At 71.7% G+C, this 14,722-nt stretch carries 13 protein-coding genes; 1 reads left to right on the forward strand and 12 read right to left on the reverse strand.

The genetic code is table 11. The annotated features are described in order from the left end of the window. Nucleotides 1-10: 10 nt before the first annotated feature. The 12 genes from WME82_RS07755 to WME82_RS07810 all read right to left on the reverse strand — a co-directional run bounded on the left by WME82_RS07755 (nt 11) and on the right by WME82_RS07810 (nt 12,623). Entirely contained in the window at nt 11-586 is a 576-nt protein-coding gene (locus WME82_RS07755; protein WP_438042302.1) for a TetR/AcrR family transcriptional regulator, read from the reverse strand. A gap of 10 nt (nt 587-596) precedes the next feature. Next, a complete protein-coding gene (locus WME82_RS07760) occupies nt 597-1,211 on the reverse strand; it encodes a sugar O-acetyltransferase (protein ID WP_438042303.1) in 615 nt (204 codons plus the stop codon). Nucleotides 1,212-1,424: 213 nt separating this feature from the next. Then, entirely contained in the window at nt 1,425-2,993 is a 1,569-nt protein-coding gene (locus WME82_RS07765; RefSeq protein ID WP_438042304.1) for an AbgT family transporter, read from the reverse strand. A gap of 149 nt (nt 2,994-3,142) precedes the next feature. Then, complete coding sequence (locus WME82_RS07770; RefSeq protein WP_438042305.1) at nt 3,143-4,438, reverse strand: DUF58 domain-containing protein; 1,296 nt, start codon at nt 4,436-4,438, stop codon at nt 3,143-3,145. Nucleotides 4,439-4,443: 5 nt separating this feature from the next. Then, entirely contained in the window at nt 4,444-5,409 is a 966-nt protein-coding gene (locus tag WME82_RS07775; RefSeq protein WP_437298446.1) for an AAA family ATPase, read from the reverse strand. Next, on the reverse strand, nt 5,406-7,481 hold the full coding sequence (locus WME82_RS07780) for a DUF4350 domain-containing protein (RefSeq protein ID WP_438042306.1): 2,076 nt from the start codon (nt 7,479-7,481) through the stop codon (nt 5,406-5,408). The genes WME82_RS07775 and WME82_RS07780 overlap by 4 nt, the downstream gene beginning before the upstream one ends. Continuing rightward, complete coding sequence (locus WME82_RS07785) at nt 7,478-8,275, reverse strand: hypothetical protein (RefSeq protein ID WP_438042307.1); 798 nt, start codon at nt 8,273-8,275, stop codon at nt 7,478-7,480. Before WME82_RS07785 ends, WME82_RS07780 begins: the two co-directional genes overlap by 4 nt. After that, entirely contained in the window at nt 8,272-9,252 is a 981-nt protein-coding gene (locus tag WME82_RS07790) for a stage II sporulation protein M (protein ID WP_438042308.1), read from the reverse strand. Before WME82_RS07790 ends, WME82_RS07785 begins: the two co-directional genes overlap by 4 nt. Next, complete coding sequence (locus WME82_RS07795; protein WP_438042309.1) at nt 9,249-10,109, reverse strand: RDD family protein; 861 nt, start codon at nt 10,107-10,109, stop codon at nt 9,249-9,251. The genes WME82_RS07790 and WME82_RS07795 overlap by 4 nt, the downstream gene beginning before the upstream one ends. A gap of 16 nt (nt 10,110-10,125) precedes the next feature. Next, a complete protein-coding gene (locus tag WME82_RS07800) occupies nt 10,126-10,713 on the reverse strand; it encodes an RDD family protein (protein WP_438042310.1) in 588 nt (195 codons plus the stop codon). A gap of 349 nt (nt 10,714-11,062) precedes the next feature. After that, nucleotides 11,063-11,707, reverse strand: a complete 645-nt coding sequence (locus WME82_RS07805) for a hypothetical protein (RefSeq protein WP_438042311.1) — start codon at nt 11,705-11,707, stop codon at nt 11,063-11,065. 70 nt (nt 11,708-11,777) lie between these two features. Continuing rightward, nucleotides 11,778-12,623 carry a PPK2 family polyphosphate kinase gene (locus WME82_RS07810; RefSeq protein WP_438042312.1) on the reverse strand — a complete coding sequence of 282 codons (846 nt, stop codon included), beginning with the start codon at nt 12,621-12,623 and terminating at the stop codon, nt 11,778-11,780. A gap of 286 nt (nt 12,624-12,909) precedes the next feature. Between WME82_RS07810 and WME82_RS07815 the strand changes: the two genes are divergently transcribed. After that, nucleotides 12,910-14,427, forward strand: coding sequence for a cytochrome P450 (locus WME82_RS07815; protein ID WP_438042313.1), 1,518 nt, complete (start codon nt 12,910-12,912; stop codon nt 14,425-14,427). Nucleotides 14,428-14,722 lie beyond the last annotated feature (295 nt).

Below are 14,722 nucleotides of genomic sequence, written 5' to 3' on the forward strand. Positions count from 1 at the left end.
CCGCGGGAGCTCAGCGGGTGAAGCGGCGGATGGCGTGCCGGATCTGCTCGGGCGCCATGGGATCCGTCGACAGGGCGCTGTGCAGCACGAGGCCCTCGATCAGCGCGTCGAGCTCCCGCGCGGTCACCGGGTCGAAGTGGAGCTCCAGCGCGCGCCGGCTCCGCAGCATCCAGGCCTGGGTGACGGCGCGCAGCGCGGGCCTCCTGGCGGCGGCGACGTAGAGCTCGACGCTGAGCACCAGGTCGCGCTCCGAGCCGAGCAGGGCCGTGGTGAGGTGCTCGACGAGGAGCTCGACCGCGGCCCCGCGGTCGCGCGCGGCGCGCATCTGCTCCTCGAAGCGGGTGGCCATGTCGTCCGCGTGCCGGGTGAACGCCGCGGCGAGCAGCTCGTCGATCGAGGCGAAGTGGTACGTGGTCGAGCCGAGCGGCACGTCGGCGGCCCGGGCGATCGAGCGGTGGGACGCGCCGGCGACGCCCTGCTCGGCGATCACGTCGAGCGCGGTCGCCAGGAGCCGCTCCCGGCGCCCGGGGTCGTGGCGGCGGGCCCGCCGCGCGGGGGCGGCGCGCCTCGCCCTGGCGGCGCTCATCGCGCTTCCGTCACCCTCGCGCCTCGCCCGGCGCCTGCGCGGCCCCCGCGGCGTCGAGGGCGCGGATCACGCGGGCGGGGTTCCCGACCGCGACCACGTTGGCCGGCAGGTCGCGCGTCACGACGGAGCCCGCGCCGACCACGGTGTTGTCGCCGATGGTCACCCCCGGAAGCACGATGGCGCCGCCGCCGAGCCACACGTTGTTCCCGATCGTGATGGGCTTCGCCGCCTCCCATTTCTGCCGCCGGGGCTCGGGCTCCACCGGGTGGGTCGGCGTCAGCAGCTGCACGTTCGGGCCGATCTGCACGTCGTCGCCGATCGTGATCGGCGCGACGTCGAGCGCGACCAGCCCGAAGTTCGCGAAGCAGCGCGCCCCGAGGGTGATGCGCGAGCCGTAGTCCACGTAGAACGGCGGGCGGATCTCGGTGCCCTCGCCGATCGCGCCGAGCAGCTGCTCCAGCAAGCGGCGGCGCAGCGGGCGCTGCCGTGGCGACGTCGCGTTGTAGGCCGCCATGAGATCGAGCGCTGCCGCGCTCTGCTCGGCGATCTCGGGATCGTCGGCGATGTAGAGGTCGCCAGCGAGCATCCGCTCGCGCATGGACCGGGGATCGTGAGAGGTCGCCATATGGACGAGTGTACACTCCATAGGAACGGATGTCCACATCGGCGGCCGGGACGAGCGCGTCGGCGTTCAGGCGAGGAGCGCGAGCGCAGCCAGCCAGCCAGCCAGCCTGGCGAACGACGCTGCTGCGATGTTCCATCAAATCATGTGCGCAGGACACGCCGGTGGGCGCGGCGCTCGCTCGCTCGTGCGCGGCCGCCCCGGAGAGGTCGATTCTCAGGGGTAGACATAGGGCGCGTCCAGCCCGAGCGGGAAGCCGAGTTGCCAGTACGCGAGAAGGAACAGCGTCCAGGCGACGAGGAAGGTCACCGAGTAAGGGACCATCAGCGCGACGAGCGTGCCGATCCCCGTACCCTTCACGTACTTCTGGCAGAAGACCACCACGAGCGGGAAATACACCATCAGCGGTGAGATGATGTTCGTCGTCGAGTCCCCGATCCGGTACGCCGCCTGCGTGAGCTCCGGCGAGATGCCGATCGACATGAGCATGGGCACGAGGATCGGGGCGAGCAGCGCCCATTTCGCCGACGCGGACCCGATGAGGACGTCGGTGATCGCCGTGAGCAGGATGACGCCCACGATGGTCACCGCGCTCGGGAGCGCCAATGCCTGCAGCCCCGCGGCGCCCTTCAGCGCGAGGAGCGCGCCGAGGTTCGAGCGGTTGAAGAGGTAGATGAACTGCGCGGCGAAGAAGGCCATGACCAGGTAATAGGCCATCGTGCTCATCGTCTTGCTCATGCCGTCGATCACGTCGCGGTGGCTCGTGAACGTGCCGGCCGCGTAGCCGTAGACGAGCCCGGGGACGAGGAAGAAGAGGAAGATGAGCGGCACGATCGCGCCCATGAGCGGCGCGCCGCTGACCGTGAGCTGCCCGCTCGGCGCCCGCAGCGGCGACGAGGCCGGCACGCTCGCCGCGACCAGCAGCGCGACGCTGGCCACCATCGACGCGAGGGCCAGCCAGAGCGCGCGCGCCTCGCGCGGCGTGAGCGCCGCCGTCATGCGCTGCTCCCCCTCGGGCGCGGCGTCCACGGGTGTCCGGGCGACGCGCGGCTCGATCACGCGGTCGGTGACGTACCAGCCGACCGCGACGATCACGAGGCAGGAGGCGCTGCAGAAGAACCAGTTGCAGAGCGGGTTCACGGTGCGCTTCGGGTCGAGGATGCTCGCGCCGGCCTGCGTGAGGCCCTGCAGCAGCGGGTCGAGGCTCGACGGGATGAAGTTCGCGCTGAAGCCGCCCGACACGCCCGCGAACGCCGCGGCGATGCCCGCGAGCGGGTGCCGGCCGGCGGCCTGGAAGATGACGCCGCCGAGCGGGATGACGAGCACGTACCCCGCGTCCGCCGCGGTGTGGCTCGCGATGGCCACGAGGATCAGCATCGGCGTGAGCAGCACCCTCGGCGTGACCGCGAGGACCTCCTTCAGGCCGGCGTTGATGAACCCCGAGCGCTCGGCGATGCCGACCCCGAGCAGGGCCACGAGCACAACGCCGAGGGGCGGGAAGCTCGTGAAGGTCTGCACCATGGTCGAGAGGAACTCCGTGATCGCCTTGCCCGAGAGCTGGCTGTGGATCACGAGCGGCTGCTTCGTGCGCGGGTCGATCTCGCTGAACGCGAGCGTCGCGAGCGCCGCGGAGAGGACCACGACCACCGCGGCCAGCAGGACGAAGAGCACCGCCGGATCAGGCAGCCTGTTGCCGGCGCGCTCCAGCGCGTCGAGGACGCGGCTCGCCCCGCGGAGCTCGGCGCGGGGCAGGGGAAGGGACTGCTCGGGTTGCTCGCTGGACATGCGCTCATCTTAAAGCGATCACCCCGCGGAGCGTGACGCGCTGAGCCCTGATCGGTTGCTCGGGCCGGCGCCGGTGTGCTTGTGCAGGAGCAATGGATCAGCACCGATTGCTGCTGGAGCAGCAATGGGCGCCAGGGCCGCCGCGCAGATCAGAGCAAATGGCGCGCTTTGATCTCGAGATACCGGTTGATGAGCTGCCCGGTGAGCTGGCCGGGCGCGACGTCGAGCACCAGCGCGCCGTGGTTCTTGAGGTCGCGCACGAGCCGGTCGCGGAAGCTCGAGAGCTCGGCGGCGGCGCCGCGCGTGTACGGGTCGGCGTCGCCGCCCTCGACCAGCGCGTCGATCTCCACGTCCCGCAGCAGCACCATGAGCGGCAGGTGGCGCGGCATCACCCCGCGCATCAGGCGGAGCAGCTCGCTCGCGGCGACGTCGTCCACGACCTGCGTGAAGAGCACGATCAGGCTCCGCTTGCGCACGCGCAGGCCCACGTGCTGGAACGCCGAGCCGTAGTTGGTCTCGACGAGCTCGGGGTAGAGGTCATAACCGGCGGAGAGCACGTGCTTGGCCGCGCCCGCGCCGCTCACCGGGGGCGCGTAGCTCTTGATGCCGTCGGCGAAGGCGAGCAGGCCCACGCGGTCGCCGCCGCGCGCGGCGACGTGCGAGAGCATCAAGCTCGCGTTGAGCGCGTGATCGAAGAGCGAGAGCCCCTGCGTCTGCGCGGTCATCAGGCGGCCCGCGTCGAGGAGGAAGAGGAGGTTCTGGTTGCTCTCGAGCTGGTACTCGCGGCTGATGATCTTCTTCTGCCGCGCGGTCGCCTTCCAGTCGATGGAGCGGAACTCGTCGCCGCGGCGGTACTCGCGCAGGCGCTCGAACTCGCTCTCGCCGCCGCGCTTGCGCGAGGCGCGGAGCGCCGACGGATCGCGATCCTGGCGCGCCATGAGCTCGAAGGTGCGCACGGCCTGCACGTCGGGGTACACCTTGACCGGCGTCTCGGCCGGCACCGTGACCTGCCGGATCCAGAGGCCGAACGGGGAGAGGTAGCGCACGTGGTGATCGCCGATCGTGTGCGCGCCGCGGCGGGTGGGGCGCACGTGGTAGCGGGCCGTCGCGCGCTCCCTGGGCGGGAGCTCGAGCTTCACCGGCAGGTCGTCGCTCTCGGCGTGATCGAAGAGATCGTCGGCGACCTCGATCGAGAGCTTGCGGCGGGAGAGCGAGCGGATCTCGAGCGTGATCAGGTTGGGGCGCCCGATGGAGAGCACCGCGGGGGCGTGGCGCTTCACCGTCACCAGCGGCCTCCGCGCGAGGAGCGCGTCGATCGCGGCCCAGAGCGCGATGCCCGCGTCCGCGGCGAGCATGGGCAGGAGCAGCGTGCGATCGACGAGCGTCGCCACCGCGAGCCCGAGGGGCACGATCGCCAGCAGGACGAGGGCGCGCGAGGGGATCATCGCGCTCAGGCCGCCGTCTTCGGCACCTTGGCCTCGCGGAGGATGTCGTCGACGCAGTCGTCGGCGCTCACGCCCTCGATCTCGGCGTCGGGGTGCAGGATGAGCCGGTGGCGCAGGATCGCGGGCGCGAGCGCCTTCACGTCGTCGGGGATGACGTACTCGCGGCCCTCGCTCGCGGCCATGGCGCGCGCGACCGCGAGCAGGCCGATCGACGCGCGCGGCGAGGCGCCGAGGTAAACCGAGCGGTGCACGCGGCTCCGGCCGACGATGTCGGCGATGTACTCGATGATGCCGTCGTCCACGCGGATCCGCGCGAGCCCCTCGCGCATCTCCACGAGCTCGGCGGCGGTGGCGACGCGCTGGATCTCGAAGCGATCGAGGCGCGCCGCGTGGAAGCCGTTGACGTGGTTCTTGAGGATCAGCCTCTCGACCGCCTGCGAGGGGTGCTTGACGTTGACCTGGATCAAGAAGCGGTCGAGCTGCGCCTCGGGCAGCGGGTAGGTGCCCTGCGACTCGATGGGGTTCTGCGTGGCGATGACGAAGAACGGATCCGGCAGCGCGCGCGTGATGCCGTCGGAGGTGACCGCGAGATCTTGCATCGCCTCGAGCAGCGCGCTCTGCGTCTTGGCGGGCGCGCGGTTGATCTCGTCGGCGAGGAGGAGCTGCGTGAAGATCGGCCCCTCGTGGAAGACGAAGCGGTCTTCCTTCTGGTTGAAGACGTTGCCGCCGGTGACGTCGCTCGGCATCAGATCGGGCGTGAACTGGATGCGCTTGAAGGTGGCGCCGAGCACGTGCGCGAGGGTGCGCACGAGCAGCGTCTTGCCGAGGCCGGGCACGCCCTCGATGAGCACGTGACCGCCGGCGAGGACGGCGACGAGCGTGTGCAGGATGAGATCGTCCTGGCCGAGGAGCACCTTGCCGGCCTCGCGGCGGAGGAGATCGAAGCGATCGCGGAATTCAATCGGGTTCATGTCGTCTTTCGATCGGAGGTTCGCTGACCGGTCGCGTCGAGGAAGCCCTGGAGCTCGCGCACGAGCTCGAGATCGGCGGCGGCGCCGTCGCGCGAGCGAGGCGAGGGCCGCGCGCCGCGCGCGCTCTCGGGCGCGCGGAGCGACGAGGCGGGCGCGGCGTCCTCGCGGGCGCCGGAGGCCTCGACCAGCACGCGCATCACCTCGGCCTCGGGGCGGCCGGTGCGCGCGGCGATCGCCTCGGCGAGCGGGATGAGGCCCCGCCGGCCGGAGCGGTGCACGCGCTCGCGCAGGCGATCGAGCGCCCAGCTCGCGTAGAGGCCCGCGGCGTGGCGCGAGGCGCGCGCGCGCCGGTAGGCGAGGCCGAGCGCGCGGGCGTGATCGGCGAAGGCGCGCCGGCCCGCGGCGGGCGGATCGCGGAGGCGCGCGAAGGCGCTGCCCTTCCAGAGGTACAGCAGCGCGAGGAGCAGGAAGAGCTGCGCGATCACGGGCCAGAGGTTCGCCTCGCGCACGGCCTCGAAGGGCGTCTCGGCGCCGACGCCGGTCCACTCGTCGACGATCTCGACCTCGGTCGCGTACGGCGCGAACCGGAGCAGATCGAGGAAGAGCTGCGCGTTGTCGGGGGCCGCGAGCGAGACGTTCGACACGAGGCGATCGTCCGCGACGACGACGACCTTGCCCTCGCCGAGGCGGCGGACGACGCCCGCGGTCGAGGACGATTCGCCCCGGAGGATCATGTAGAGGTCTTCGGGCTCGTCGCCGTTCGCCTCGACGAGGCGCTTGCCGGGCGGGAGCGAGGCGCGGAGCCCGCGCGACCAGTCCGCGGCGAGCGCCGTCGACGTCTCGGCGTCCTGGGCCACGCGCAGGCCGAGCTCGACCTCGTCGGGCAGGCGCGGGAGCCCGGCGAGGAAGAGCGTGCCGCCCTTGTCGCTCACCCACGCGAACAGGTCCTTCCACGTCGCGTCGTCGATCGTCGCGCCCGGCAGCACCACCAGCGCGAGCGCGCGCTCGGGCGCCGCGAGCGCCTCGCCGCGGCGCCGCGCCTTGAAGCCCTGCTCGTCGAGCACCTCGAGCACCGCCTGGGTGCCCGAGGGCGACCGATCGCCGCCGCCCTCGTCGCCGCCGGCGTGCGGCGTGCAGGAGACGCAGGAGAGCGCGGCGGAGAGGCCGAAGGCGACGAATGCGAGCGCGAGAGCCCGGCTGACGAGCGGGACGACGCGGTCCATCACCGCGCGGAAGATCGGCTCGGAGGGCGGCGTGACGCCGAACTGCACGCCCTCCACGTCGCGCACGATCGATCTCATCGCGCCCTTGAGATCGGGCCGCTCGCGCAGGCTGCGCACGTAGTCGCCGTTGGTGCGAGAGGGGTGGATCTCGATGAGACCATCCCCGTCGAGGCGGCGCAGGAGCGCGGCGTACGCGTCGTCGATCGCGCGCGCGTGGTCGCCGCGGGACGCGTGGCTGCGCGCGCGCGCGAGCAGGCGCTGCACGTCGGTCTCGACCTCGCGCCTCGCCGTCTCCTCGGGCGTGGGGCCGCGCGCGGGCGCCTTCTCCTCCTTGGCCTCGTCGGCGGGCGCGCGATCGCGGAGCAGGTTCTTCAGCAGCGCGTGGATCACCCCCCCGAAGAAGACCACGAGCAGGCCGATGAAGAGCACCGACGCGAAGAGGCTCATCCCCGAGAGATCGACGCGCATCTCGGGCCCGGGGCGGCGGCGCTCGTCCTCGTTCGGGCCGCGATCGGTCGGCGCGCGGCCCGCGCGATGTTTGCCGGACGCGTCGCGGCCGCCGCGGCCGGACACGGCCGATCGCGAGAGCTCGACCGGGGGCAGCTTGCACGCGGCGGGGAGCTCCGGGCACACGTCGCTCGATCCGGCGATGATCGGGCACCACGCGTGCTCCTCGGGGGTGAGCGGGTAGTCGTCCTCGTGGCAGAAGCGGTAGCGATCGTCCTCGAGGACGTCGCGCACGCTCCAGTGAACATTCTTTTCCGCGTCCTCCGCCCGGGCGTCTCGCGCGAGCGGCGCGCCCGCGGCGAGCGCGAAGAGGGCGGCGAAGAGGCGCGCGCGGCGGCTCACGCGGCGGCCCTCTTCTCGCTTTCGCGCGCGGCGATCGCGAGGAAGCGGAGCTGGATGTCCCAGCCGTCGGCGCGCGTGCGCGCGTCGATGTAGTGGAGGAAGCGCGCTGTCGCGACGTACGGGATGCCGGCGAAGAAGCCCGCGAGCGCGAAGGGCGAGCCGCCGTCGTCGAGGAGCGCGCCGAACGGCTTGCCGAGCTGGAGGATCGCGTCGACGAGCGACTGGCCGAGCAGCTCCACCGTGAGCGCGACGCCGGCCTGCGCGAGGAGCAGCGCGATCAGCGCGCCCAGGACCGCGGCGACGCGGCCGGTGACGAAGCGGCTGCTGCGCTGGATGGCGTCGCCGGCGTGCGCGGCCTCGAGCAAGCTGGCCTCGTGCACGAAGACGAGGCGCGGCCAGGCGAGGGGTAGGCCGAGGAACATCGGGAGCGCGGCCGCGGCGAGCAGGAGGCGGCTCAAGAAGAGCATCCACAGGTACGACGAGAGGCGCGCCCTGAACAGGCGGAGCACCTGGCCCGCGCTGAGCTCCTCAGAGAAGAGCAGGCGCCCCACCGCGACGGTGAACACGCCCTGCGCGACGCCGCCGAGCGCGATCGCGACGCCCCACACCCCGAGCCACGACCAGCCCGCCGCATGCCGCAGCGCGAGGCAGCCGGCGAGCATCGGAAGGAAGAGGATCGCCGAGAGCCGCGCGTAGAGGCCGAGCGCGCGCGACATGCAGAGGCGGCAGGCGAGATCGAGGATCTCGGAGAGCGGGCGCGGGCGCAGCACGATCGCGGAGGCGCCGAGGTTCATCGCGAGGCCTCCTTCGCGGGGCGGCCCGCGAGCGCCAGGTAGAGGACGATGAGCAGCGAGAAGACGCCCGAGGCCGCCCACTTCACCGGCGGGGGGAGCCCCGAGGGGGACCAGAAGCCCTCGATCCCCGCGGCGATCAGCAGCATCGCCGCCGCGCCGAGGATCTGGCGCACGATCGACGGCGCCGCGCGGCGCAGCGAGCCGACGCGCGTGCGGCCGCGCGTCTCGACGAGCGCGTAGCCCATCTCGAGCCCCGCGCCGCCGGCGATCACGATCGCGGTGAGCTCGAAGGGCGCGTGGCTGCACATGAACGTCCAGATGTTGCCGCCGTGGCCCACGCTCATCACGTGGCCGACGACGGTGCCGGTGAAGAGGCCGTTGTAGATGAGGAAGAAGATGCTGCCCGCTCCGAAGAGCACGCCGGTGGCGAAGCAGCGGAAGGCGATGCCGACGTTGTTGAAGACGTAGAACCCCGCCATGCCCGTGTCGGTGCCCGCGTCGCGCCCGCTCGGGCCCTCGCTGTACATCTGGGCCATGCCCTGGAGCACCGGGCTCGGGAGCACGTGGGTGGCGAACTCGTCGGAGGCGAGCGCGCCCGCGATGCCGACGAGCGAGGGGAGGAAGAAGAGCGCGCAGGCGATCGCGAAGAAGCGGCCGTTCGCGCGCAATGCGCGCGGGAAATCGCGGGTGAAGAAGGTGACGATGTCGGGGAGGCGGAAGGGCTCCGCGCCGTAGAGCGTCGCGTGCGCGCGCGCGGCGAGCGCGTCGAGGTACGCGATGAGATCGGGCGTGTAGCGCGCCGCGCGCGCGCGCATCAGATCGGTGCAGAGCGAGCGGTAGAGCGCGGCGAGGCGCGAGATGGCGGCGCCGTCCTTCTTGGCGAGCGAGCCGCTGTCGTGGAGGAGGAGGCCATCGAGCTCCTGCCAGTCCGGCCTGCGGGCCGCGACGAACTCGTCCTGGGAGCGGGCGCCGATCACGCGCTCACCTCCTTCTTGCGCTTGCGGCGGGGCTTTGGGCCGCTCGCGGCCGCCTCCTGGCCGCCGCGGTGCGCGTGCGCGCGGTGGTGGAGGACGCCGAGGAAGCGCGTGGCGTCCTTGTAGCGGACGCCCATGCGCTGCGCGAACACGGGCGCGGTCATCTCCGCGAGCTCGCTCGCGCGCGCGGGCGAGAGGCGATCGAGGCGGCGGAGGAAGAGCTCGATGGCGTCGAGCTCCTCGCCCGAGAGCGGGAGGCGCGCGGGCAGGCTTGAGAGCTCCGCGGGGCTCGGCGGCGGTCGGAGGACGAGCGGGCCGGCGACCGTGTGGCGCGCCTCGACGATCACGAGGGTGCCGCCCACGAGATCGCCGAGGCGGCGGAAGCGCGGATCACGGCCCATGACGGCGAGGCCGACCGCGTACGTGCCGAGGAACGAGAGCGGATCGATGAACGGGGGGAGGAGATCCGCGGCGCGCAGCAGGTTGCGCAGCAGGCTGTCCCCGAAGCGGAGCGGCTGGCCGCCGTCGGTGACGACGCGCAGCGAGAGGGCGCGCTTGCCGGGCGTGCAGCCGCCCCAGAGGGTCTCGAAGAAGACATAATACCCCCACTCGATCGCGAAGAGGACCAGCAGCACGAAGCCCGTCGACGCGCCGCGCAGCGCTGGCCCCACGGCGACGCCGCCGATCGCGGCGAGCATCCCGATCGCGAAGACGATGACGCCGCGCACCACCAGATCGATGAGGTACGCGAGCGCGCGCCGCGCCGGGCCCGCGATCTGGTGGCGGAACCGCACGTGCTCCGGCGTCTCGATCTCGGCGCTCGTGTCGAGCGGCTCGCGGAGCGTCTCGCGATGGATCATGCGGCGAGGAGGGCGATCAGGATCCCGCCCTGGGCGGGGCGAGGACGACCTTGGTGCCGGCGATGCGATCGTGCAGGCAGCGGCGGTCATCGCTGAAGATCATGAGGCCGTCGACCAGGTTGACGATCGAGCTGAGCGCCTGGCCGACGGCTGGGATGAGGCCGGGGAGCGCGATGAGCCAGTTGCGGACGATGACGCCGGACACGAAGTCGACGCGCGAGCCGTCCGCCTTGATGATCTTGATCTTCGTCCACTTCTTCCCGAGCGTCTGCCCGCGCGTGGCGATGAGGTACCACTGGTAGATGACGAGCGGGAGCGGGCCGAGGAGCGCGCCGACGCCGATCATCAGGTAGAGCTTCCCTTCGGGGTAGGGCGTCCCCTCGTCGGTCGCGACGCCATCCATCGCGCCGGTGGCGACGAGGAGGATCACGGCGGGGATCACGGAGCCGACGAGCAGCAGGTTGTCGAGGATCCGCGCTCCGAGCCGCGTGCCGCGTTCGGCGAGGATGTGCTCGTCCGGCTCGTCCTCGCCATAGGAGCGCGCGTCGTCGGTCGTCGGTGCGGCGTACGGGTTGTACTCGTGCCTGGGATCGTCGAGCTGCATGCCCCCTCCTCCTCGTCGGAATTGCATCACCCGAGCGGCAGCGCGTCAATCGGCCGAGCCGCTCGGCCCCACGGCGCACGCGCGGCGGCGCCCGGCCACGGGCTCCCTGAAAGACGAGCACGTCGGCGAGCCGAGGGCCGTCCCCCCGGCGGCCACCGTGGACGACCTCCTGACTGCACCGCGTGAAGTCACGTGTGGAGTCGTCGACGAGTACAAAGGTCGTCGCTCGGCCCCGCCGGCTGGGGGTAAATCGACTGTTCATGCAACCACGGAATCCTTCGCGTGGACTCCGTGCCATGGCATCAGGGGCTCACGCAGGTCGCAGCGTGCGATTTGCGCTCTGCGCCTGCTAGGGCGGATATCGGTCGGGCGCCCGGGGGAGCGAGAAGGTACCGCGGATCCGCTCGGCCGGGCGGTTCAGGCGCGCGCTCATGGTCGCCTCGAAGGTGCCCTTCACAGGCGCTCCGACGCTCGTGAACCCGGTGACCCTGAGCTTCGCGGTGTCCGAGGTCCACTCCGACCCTGTCTTCGGATCCAGGAAGCGCACCCGGATCACCTCGAGCTCTCCCGGCAGCTTGAGGCCGGTGGCGACGATATCGAAGTGCGTGCCTCCCGCGCCGCACGAATCGAGGATGAGCCGCGGCGCCTTCGCGTCGGGATCGAGGACCTCCGCGTAGGGCCCGGGCATGGGATCCGCCACCTCGTAGGTGAACTGGCACGGACCCTCGAGTCGACGCACGCTCCCGCCCTGCTCGATCTCGATGCGGCCGTCGCCGCCGATGCGCGATCCGCGCCTTTGCAGAGCGGCGCCCGGCTCGGCGCTCGGGGCAGAAGGCGCTTCGACCTTCGGCAGCGCCGAGGCGAGGGGCTGGGACGGCGCGGGGGCGCGCGCGGGCGAGGCGGGCGGCGCGGCCGCCGGAGCGGACGACGCCGGTTCTGCGGTGGTGCGGTCCCGCTCGGGCGACGACGGACAGGCAAGGAGCTGCGATGCCACGAGGCCGATTGCCCCGACCTGGCTTGCCGCCCGCCTGCGCGCGCCGCTCAGCGCCGCCTCTCCTGTCCGCTCACCCCTTGTTCCGCCCACCCCGCGACCTCCGGTACTCGTCGAGCTCCTCGCGGCCTGCCTTCCCGTTCCGCTCGAGCGTCTTCAGCCAGCCGTCGCGGTATTCCCGCATCGTCTCCGCCACTGTCTCGGCGACGACGAGGTTGCGGTACCACTTCGCGTCGGCCGGCACGATGCACCAGGGCGCGTGCTTGGACGAGCAGCGCCGGAAGACCTCGTCGTAAGCCTCGGTGTACTCGTCCCAGTGCTCCCGCTCTTTCCAGTCGTTCACGTTGAGCTTCCACGCGGTCGACGGGTTCTCCTCGCGCTCCAGCAGCCGCTTCTCCTGCTCCTTCTTGCTGATGTGCAGGAAGAACTTGATCACGATGGTCCCGTGCTCGGCGAGCAGCTCCTCGAAGTCGTTGATGTGACCGTAGCGCTCTCCCCACAGCGACTTGGGCGCGAGGTCGTGCACGCGCACGACGAGCACATCCTCGTAGTGAGAGCGGTTGAAGATGGCGAACTCCCCCGCGCGCGGCGCCTGCCGGTGGATACGCCACAAGAAGTCGTGCTCTCGCTCCTCCTTCGTGGGCACGCCGAACGAGCTCACCGTGACGCCGCGCGGGTTCAGCGCGCCGACGACGTTCTTGATCGCCCCGTCCTTGCCGGCCGCGTCGCGGCCCTGAAGGACGATGAGGATGCTGTGCGTCCTCGCTCCCCACATGAGCTCCTGCAGCTCGAGCAGCTCTTCGCCGAGCTCCTTGAGCCGCTCCGCTGCCTCCTGCTTCGTCGCGTCCCGAGGCGGATCGGTCGAGACGTCATCGAGGCGAAACTTCGAATCAGGCTTCGTGAGTCGCGTGATGGGCATGCCCGCGAGCCTACACGATCCCGCAGCGTCGCCATCGCCGGAGTGACGCGCGACGTCACGGCGCCGCGGCGGCGGCGAGCCGCCCGATACGGACGAGCGGGGCGCCAGAGGGGAGGCGAACGCGACAATCCCCTTCATGCTTGGCGAGGATGATGGCAGGAACGCGCGTTCAGCGCGCTGGCGCCGCCTGGATGTTTTCGTTGAGCGACGGCGCGGAGCGAACGTATCCTGAAGAATGGGATTCCGCGCGACGAACCGCCGTCCACCGCCTGACGAGGCCCACCGGATGCGATCTGCCGGCAGGACGATTCCAACGCTGCCGTCGGGGAACCTGCTCGGTCACTACGCTGAGTTTCGCCGCAATCCGCTGACGGTCCTCTCGCGCCTGGCGGCGCTCGGACCGATAGGGCGGATCCGGCTCGGACATCGATTCCTGCACCTGGTGAACGATCCCGAAGGGGTGCGTCAGGTATTGCTCGACGGATCGGACAGCTTCGTTCGGGGCGCGGGCAGCCCCGACGTGCTGCGGCCGTTCATCGGCAGCGGCGTGCTGACCGAGAGCGGCGCGGCCTGGAAGCAGCACCGACGGGAGCTGCAGCTGCCGCTCGTCGGCGCCATGCAGGACAGGAACGCGCAGGCGGCGGCAGAGATCGCGGCGCGCGAGCTGCCGCGGTGGCAGCAGCGCGCGGACGCCTCGTCCGTCCTGCCGATCTCGGTCGAGATGATGAAGCTGACCTACCGCGTGACCACGCGGGTGTTCTTCGGCGTCGAGACCGACGAGCGCGAGGCCAGCGAGTTCGTCGAGCAGTTCGGGATCGCGCAGGTCGACGTCTTCCAGATCCTCGCGAACGGCGTCCTGTCGCTCCGTCATCTGCCGACCCGCGGCAACCAGAGGGCCCGCTCCGCCAGCGCGGCGCTGCGCGGGATCGCCGCGCGGCTCGCGCGCGACGCGGTCGACACGGCGGGCAACGGCTACATGGCGCGCGTCCGAGCGTCGGCTGCCGGCCACGAGCAGCGGCTTCAGGGCTGCCCTTACCATCGGCTGCGCGGCAGCGCGCCGGACGCCGCGCGCGCGCAGGTCGTCGACCAGGTCATGGGCGTCCTCGTCGCGGCGCCCGAGAATCCGTCGAACACGCTCACCTGGTGCCTGCACCTCCTCGCCGCGCATCCGGACGTCGAGGCGCGCCTGCGGGCCGAGGTCGACCGGGTGCTCGGCGGGCGCGCGCCGACCTCGGCGGATCTTCGCAGGCTCGAGTACTGCACACAGGTGTTGCAAGAGACGATGCGGCTCTACCCGGGGGCCTGGGCGTTCGAGCGGGAGTGCACAGAGGAGCGCGAGGTCCTCGGCCATCGGCTGCCGCGGGGCGCGGTGATCGTGGTCTCGCCCTACCTGCTCCATCGCCGCGCGGACCTGTGGCCGGACCCCGAGCGGTTCGACCCGGATCGCTTCGCGCCCTCGCGCGCCGCCGCCATTCCCAGGCATGCTTTCCTGCCCTTCGGGCTCGGCCCCCGGCGCTGCGTCGGAGAGCGCCTCGCGCTCGTCGAGATGCAGATCCTGTTGCCGATGCTGCTCCAGCGCTATCGCTTCGACCGGGCGCCGGGCGCCGCCGCCGATCCACACCCGCTCTTCACGCTGCGCCCGCGTGACGGTCTGCGCCTGCGCATATCGGCGCTCGCCGACCGCGCGCCGCTGAAGCCGCCTGGGGTCGCGGAGGCGCTGGCGGGCTACCAGGGCCGCTCTGCCGCGATCCAGACCAGAGACCCCAGGCCGCCGGGGCCGATGACGGGGTCGGGTGACCGGTAACCCGGTGAACCCGTAAGCGTGCGGACGCGTGGACCCGTTGACGCGTGGATCTGTTGACGCATGGACCCGTTGCCGTTGACGCGACGAGCGGACAGCCACGTCGGCGGCGCGCGAGGAAAATCCTGTTGCAGAAATGAAATGAACTACGTACCGTCGAGGTCGGAAGGGCATCGCCATGCGCCTGTCCTCGTCCCTCGGGTGCTTCCGATGGTGCGCCTGGCGAAGCTTCTGCCGTGGAAGGGGGCGCGGATGACGCACGCTCTTGGATTCGACCATTTCTTGGCTCGGATACGGC

This window comes from Sorangium sp. So ce128, from assembly GCF_051525245.1.
GTDB lineage: Bacteria > Myxococcota_A > Polyangia > Polyangiales > Polyangiaceae > Sorangium > Sorangium cellulosum_B.

What these genes read in the sequence shown, in the direction of transcription:
- WME82_RS07755 (WP_438042302.1), bottom strand. Translation starts at nt 586, where the DNA reads ATGAGCGCCGCCAGGGCGAGGCGCGCCGCCCCCGCGCGGCGGGCCCGC.
- WME82_RS07760 (WP_438042303.1), bottom strand. Translation starts at nt 1,211, where the DNA reads ATGGCGACCTCTCACGATCCCCGGTCCATGCGCGAGCGGATGCTCGCT.
- WME82_RS07765 (WP_438042304.1), bottom strand. Translation starts at nt 2,993, where the DNA reads ATGTCCAGCGAGCAACCCGAGCAGTCCCTTCCCCTGCCCCGCGCCGAG.
- WME82_RS07770 (WP_438042305.1), bottom strand. Translation starts at nt 4,438, where the DNA reads ATGATCCCCTCGCGCGCCCTCGTCCTGCTGGCGATCGTGCCCCTCGGG.
- WME82_RS07775 (WP_437298446.1), bottom strand. Translation starts at nt 5,409, where the DNA reads ATGAACCCGATTGAATTCCGCGATCGCTTCGATCTCCTCCGCCGCGAG.
- WME82_RS07785 (WP_438042307.1), bottom strand. Translation starts at nt 8,275, where the DNA reads ATGAACCTCGGCGCCTCCGCGATCGTGCTGCGCCCGCGCCCGCTCTCC.
- WME82_RS07795 (WP_438042309.1), bottom strand. Translation starts at nt 10,109, where the DNA reads ATGATCCATCGCGAGACGCTCCGCGAGCCGCTCGACACGAGCGCCGAG.
- WME82_RS07800 (WP_438042310.1), bottom strand. Translation starts at nt 10,713, where the DNA reads ATGCAGCTCGACGATCCCAGGCACGAGTACAACCCGTACGCCGCACCG.
- WME82_RS07810 (WP_438042312.1), bottom strand. Translation starts at nt 12,623, where the DNA reads ATGCCCATCACGCGACTCACGAAGCCTGATTCGAAGTTTCGCCTCGAT.
- WME82_RS07815 (WP_438042313.1), top strand. Translation starts at nt 12,910, where the DNA reads ATGCGATCTGCCGGCAGGACGATTCCAACGCTGCCGTCGGGGAACCTG.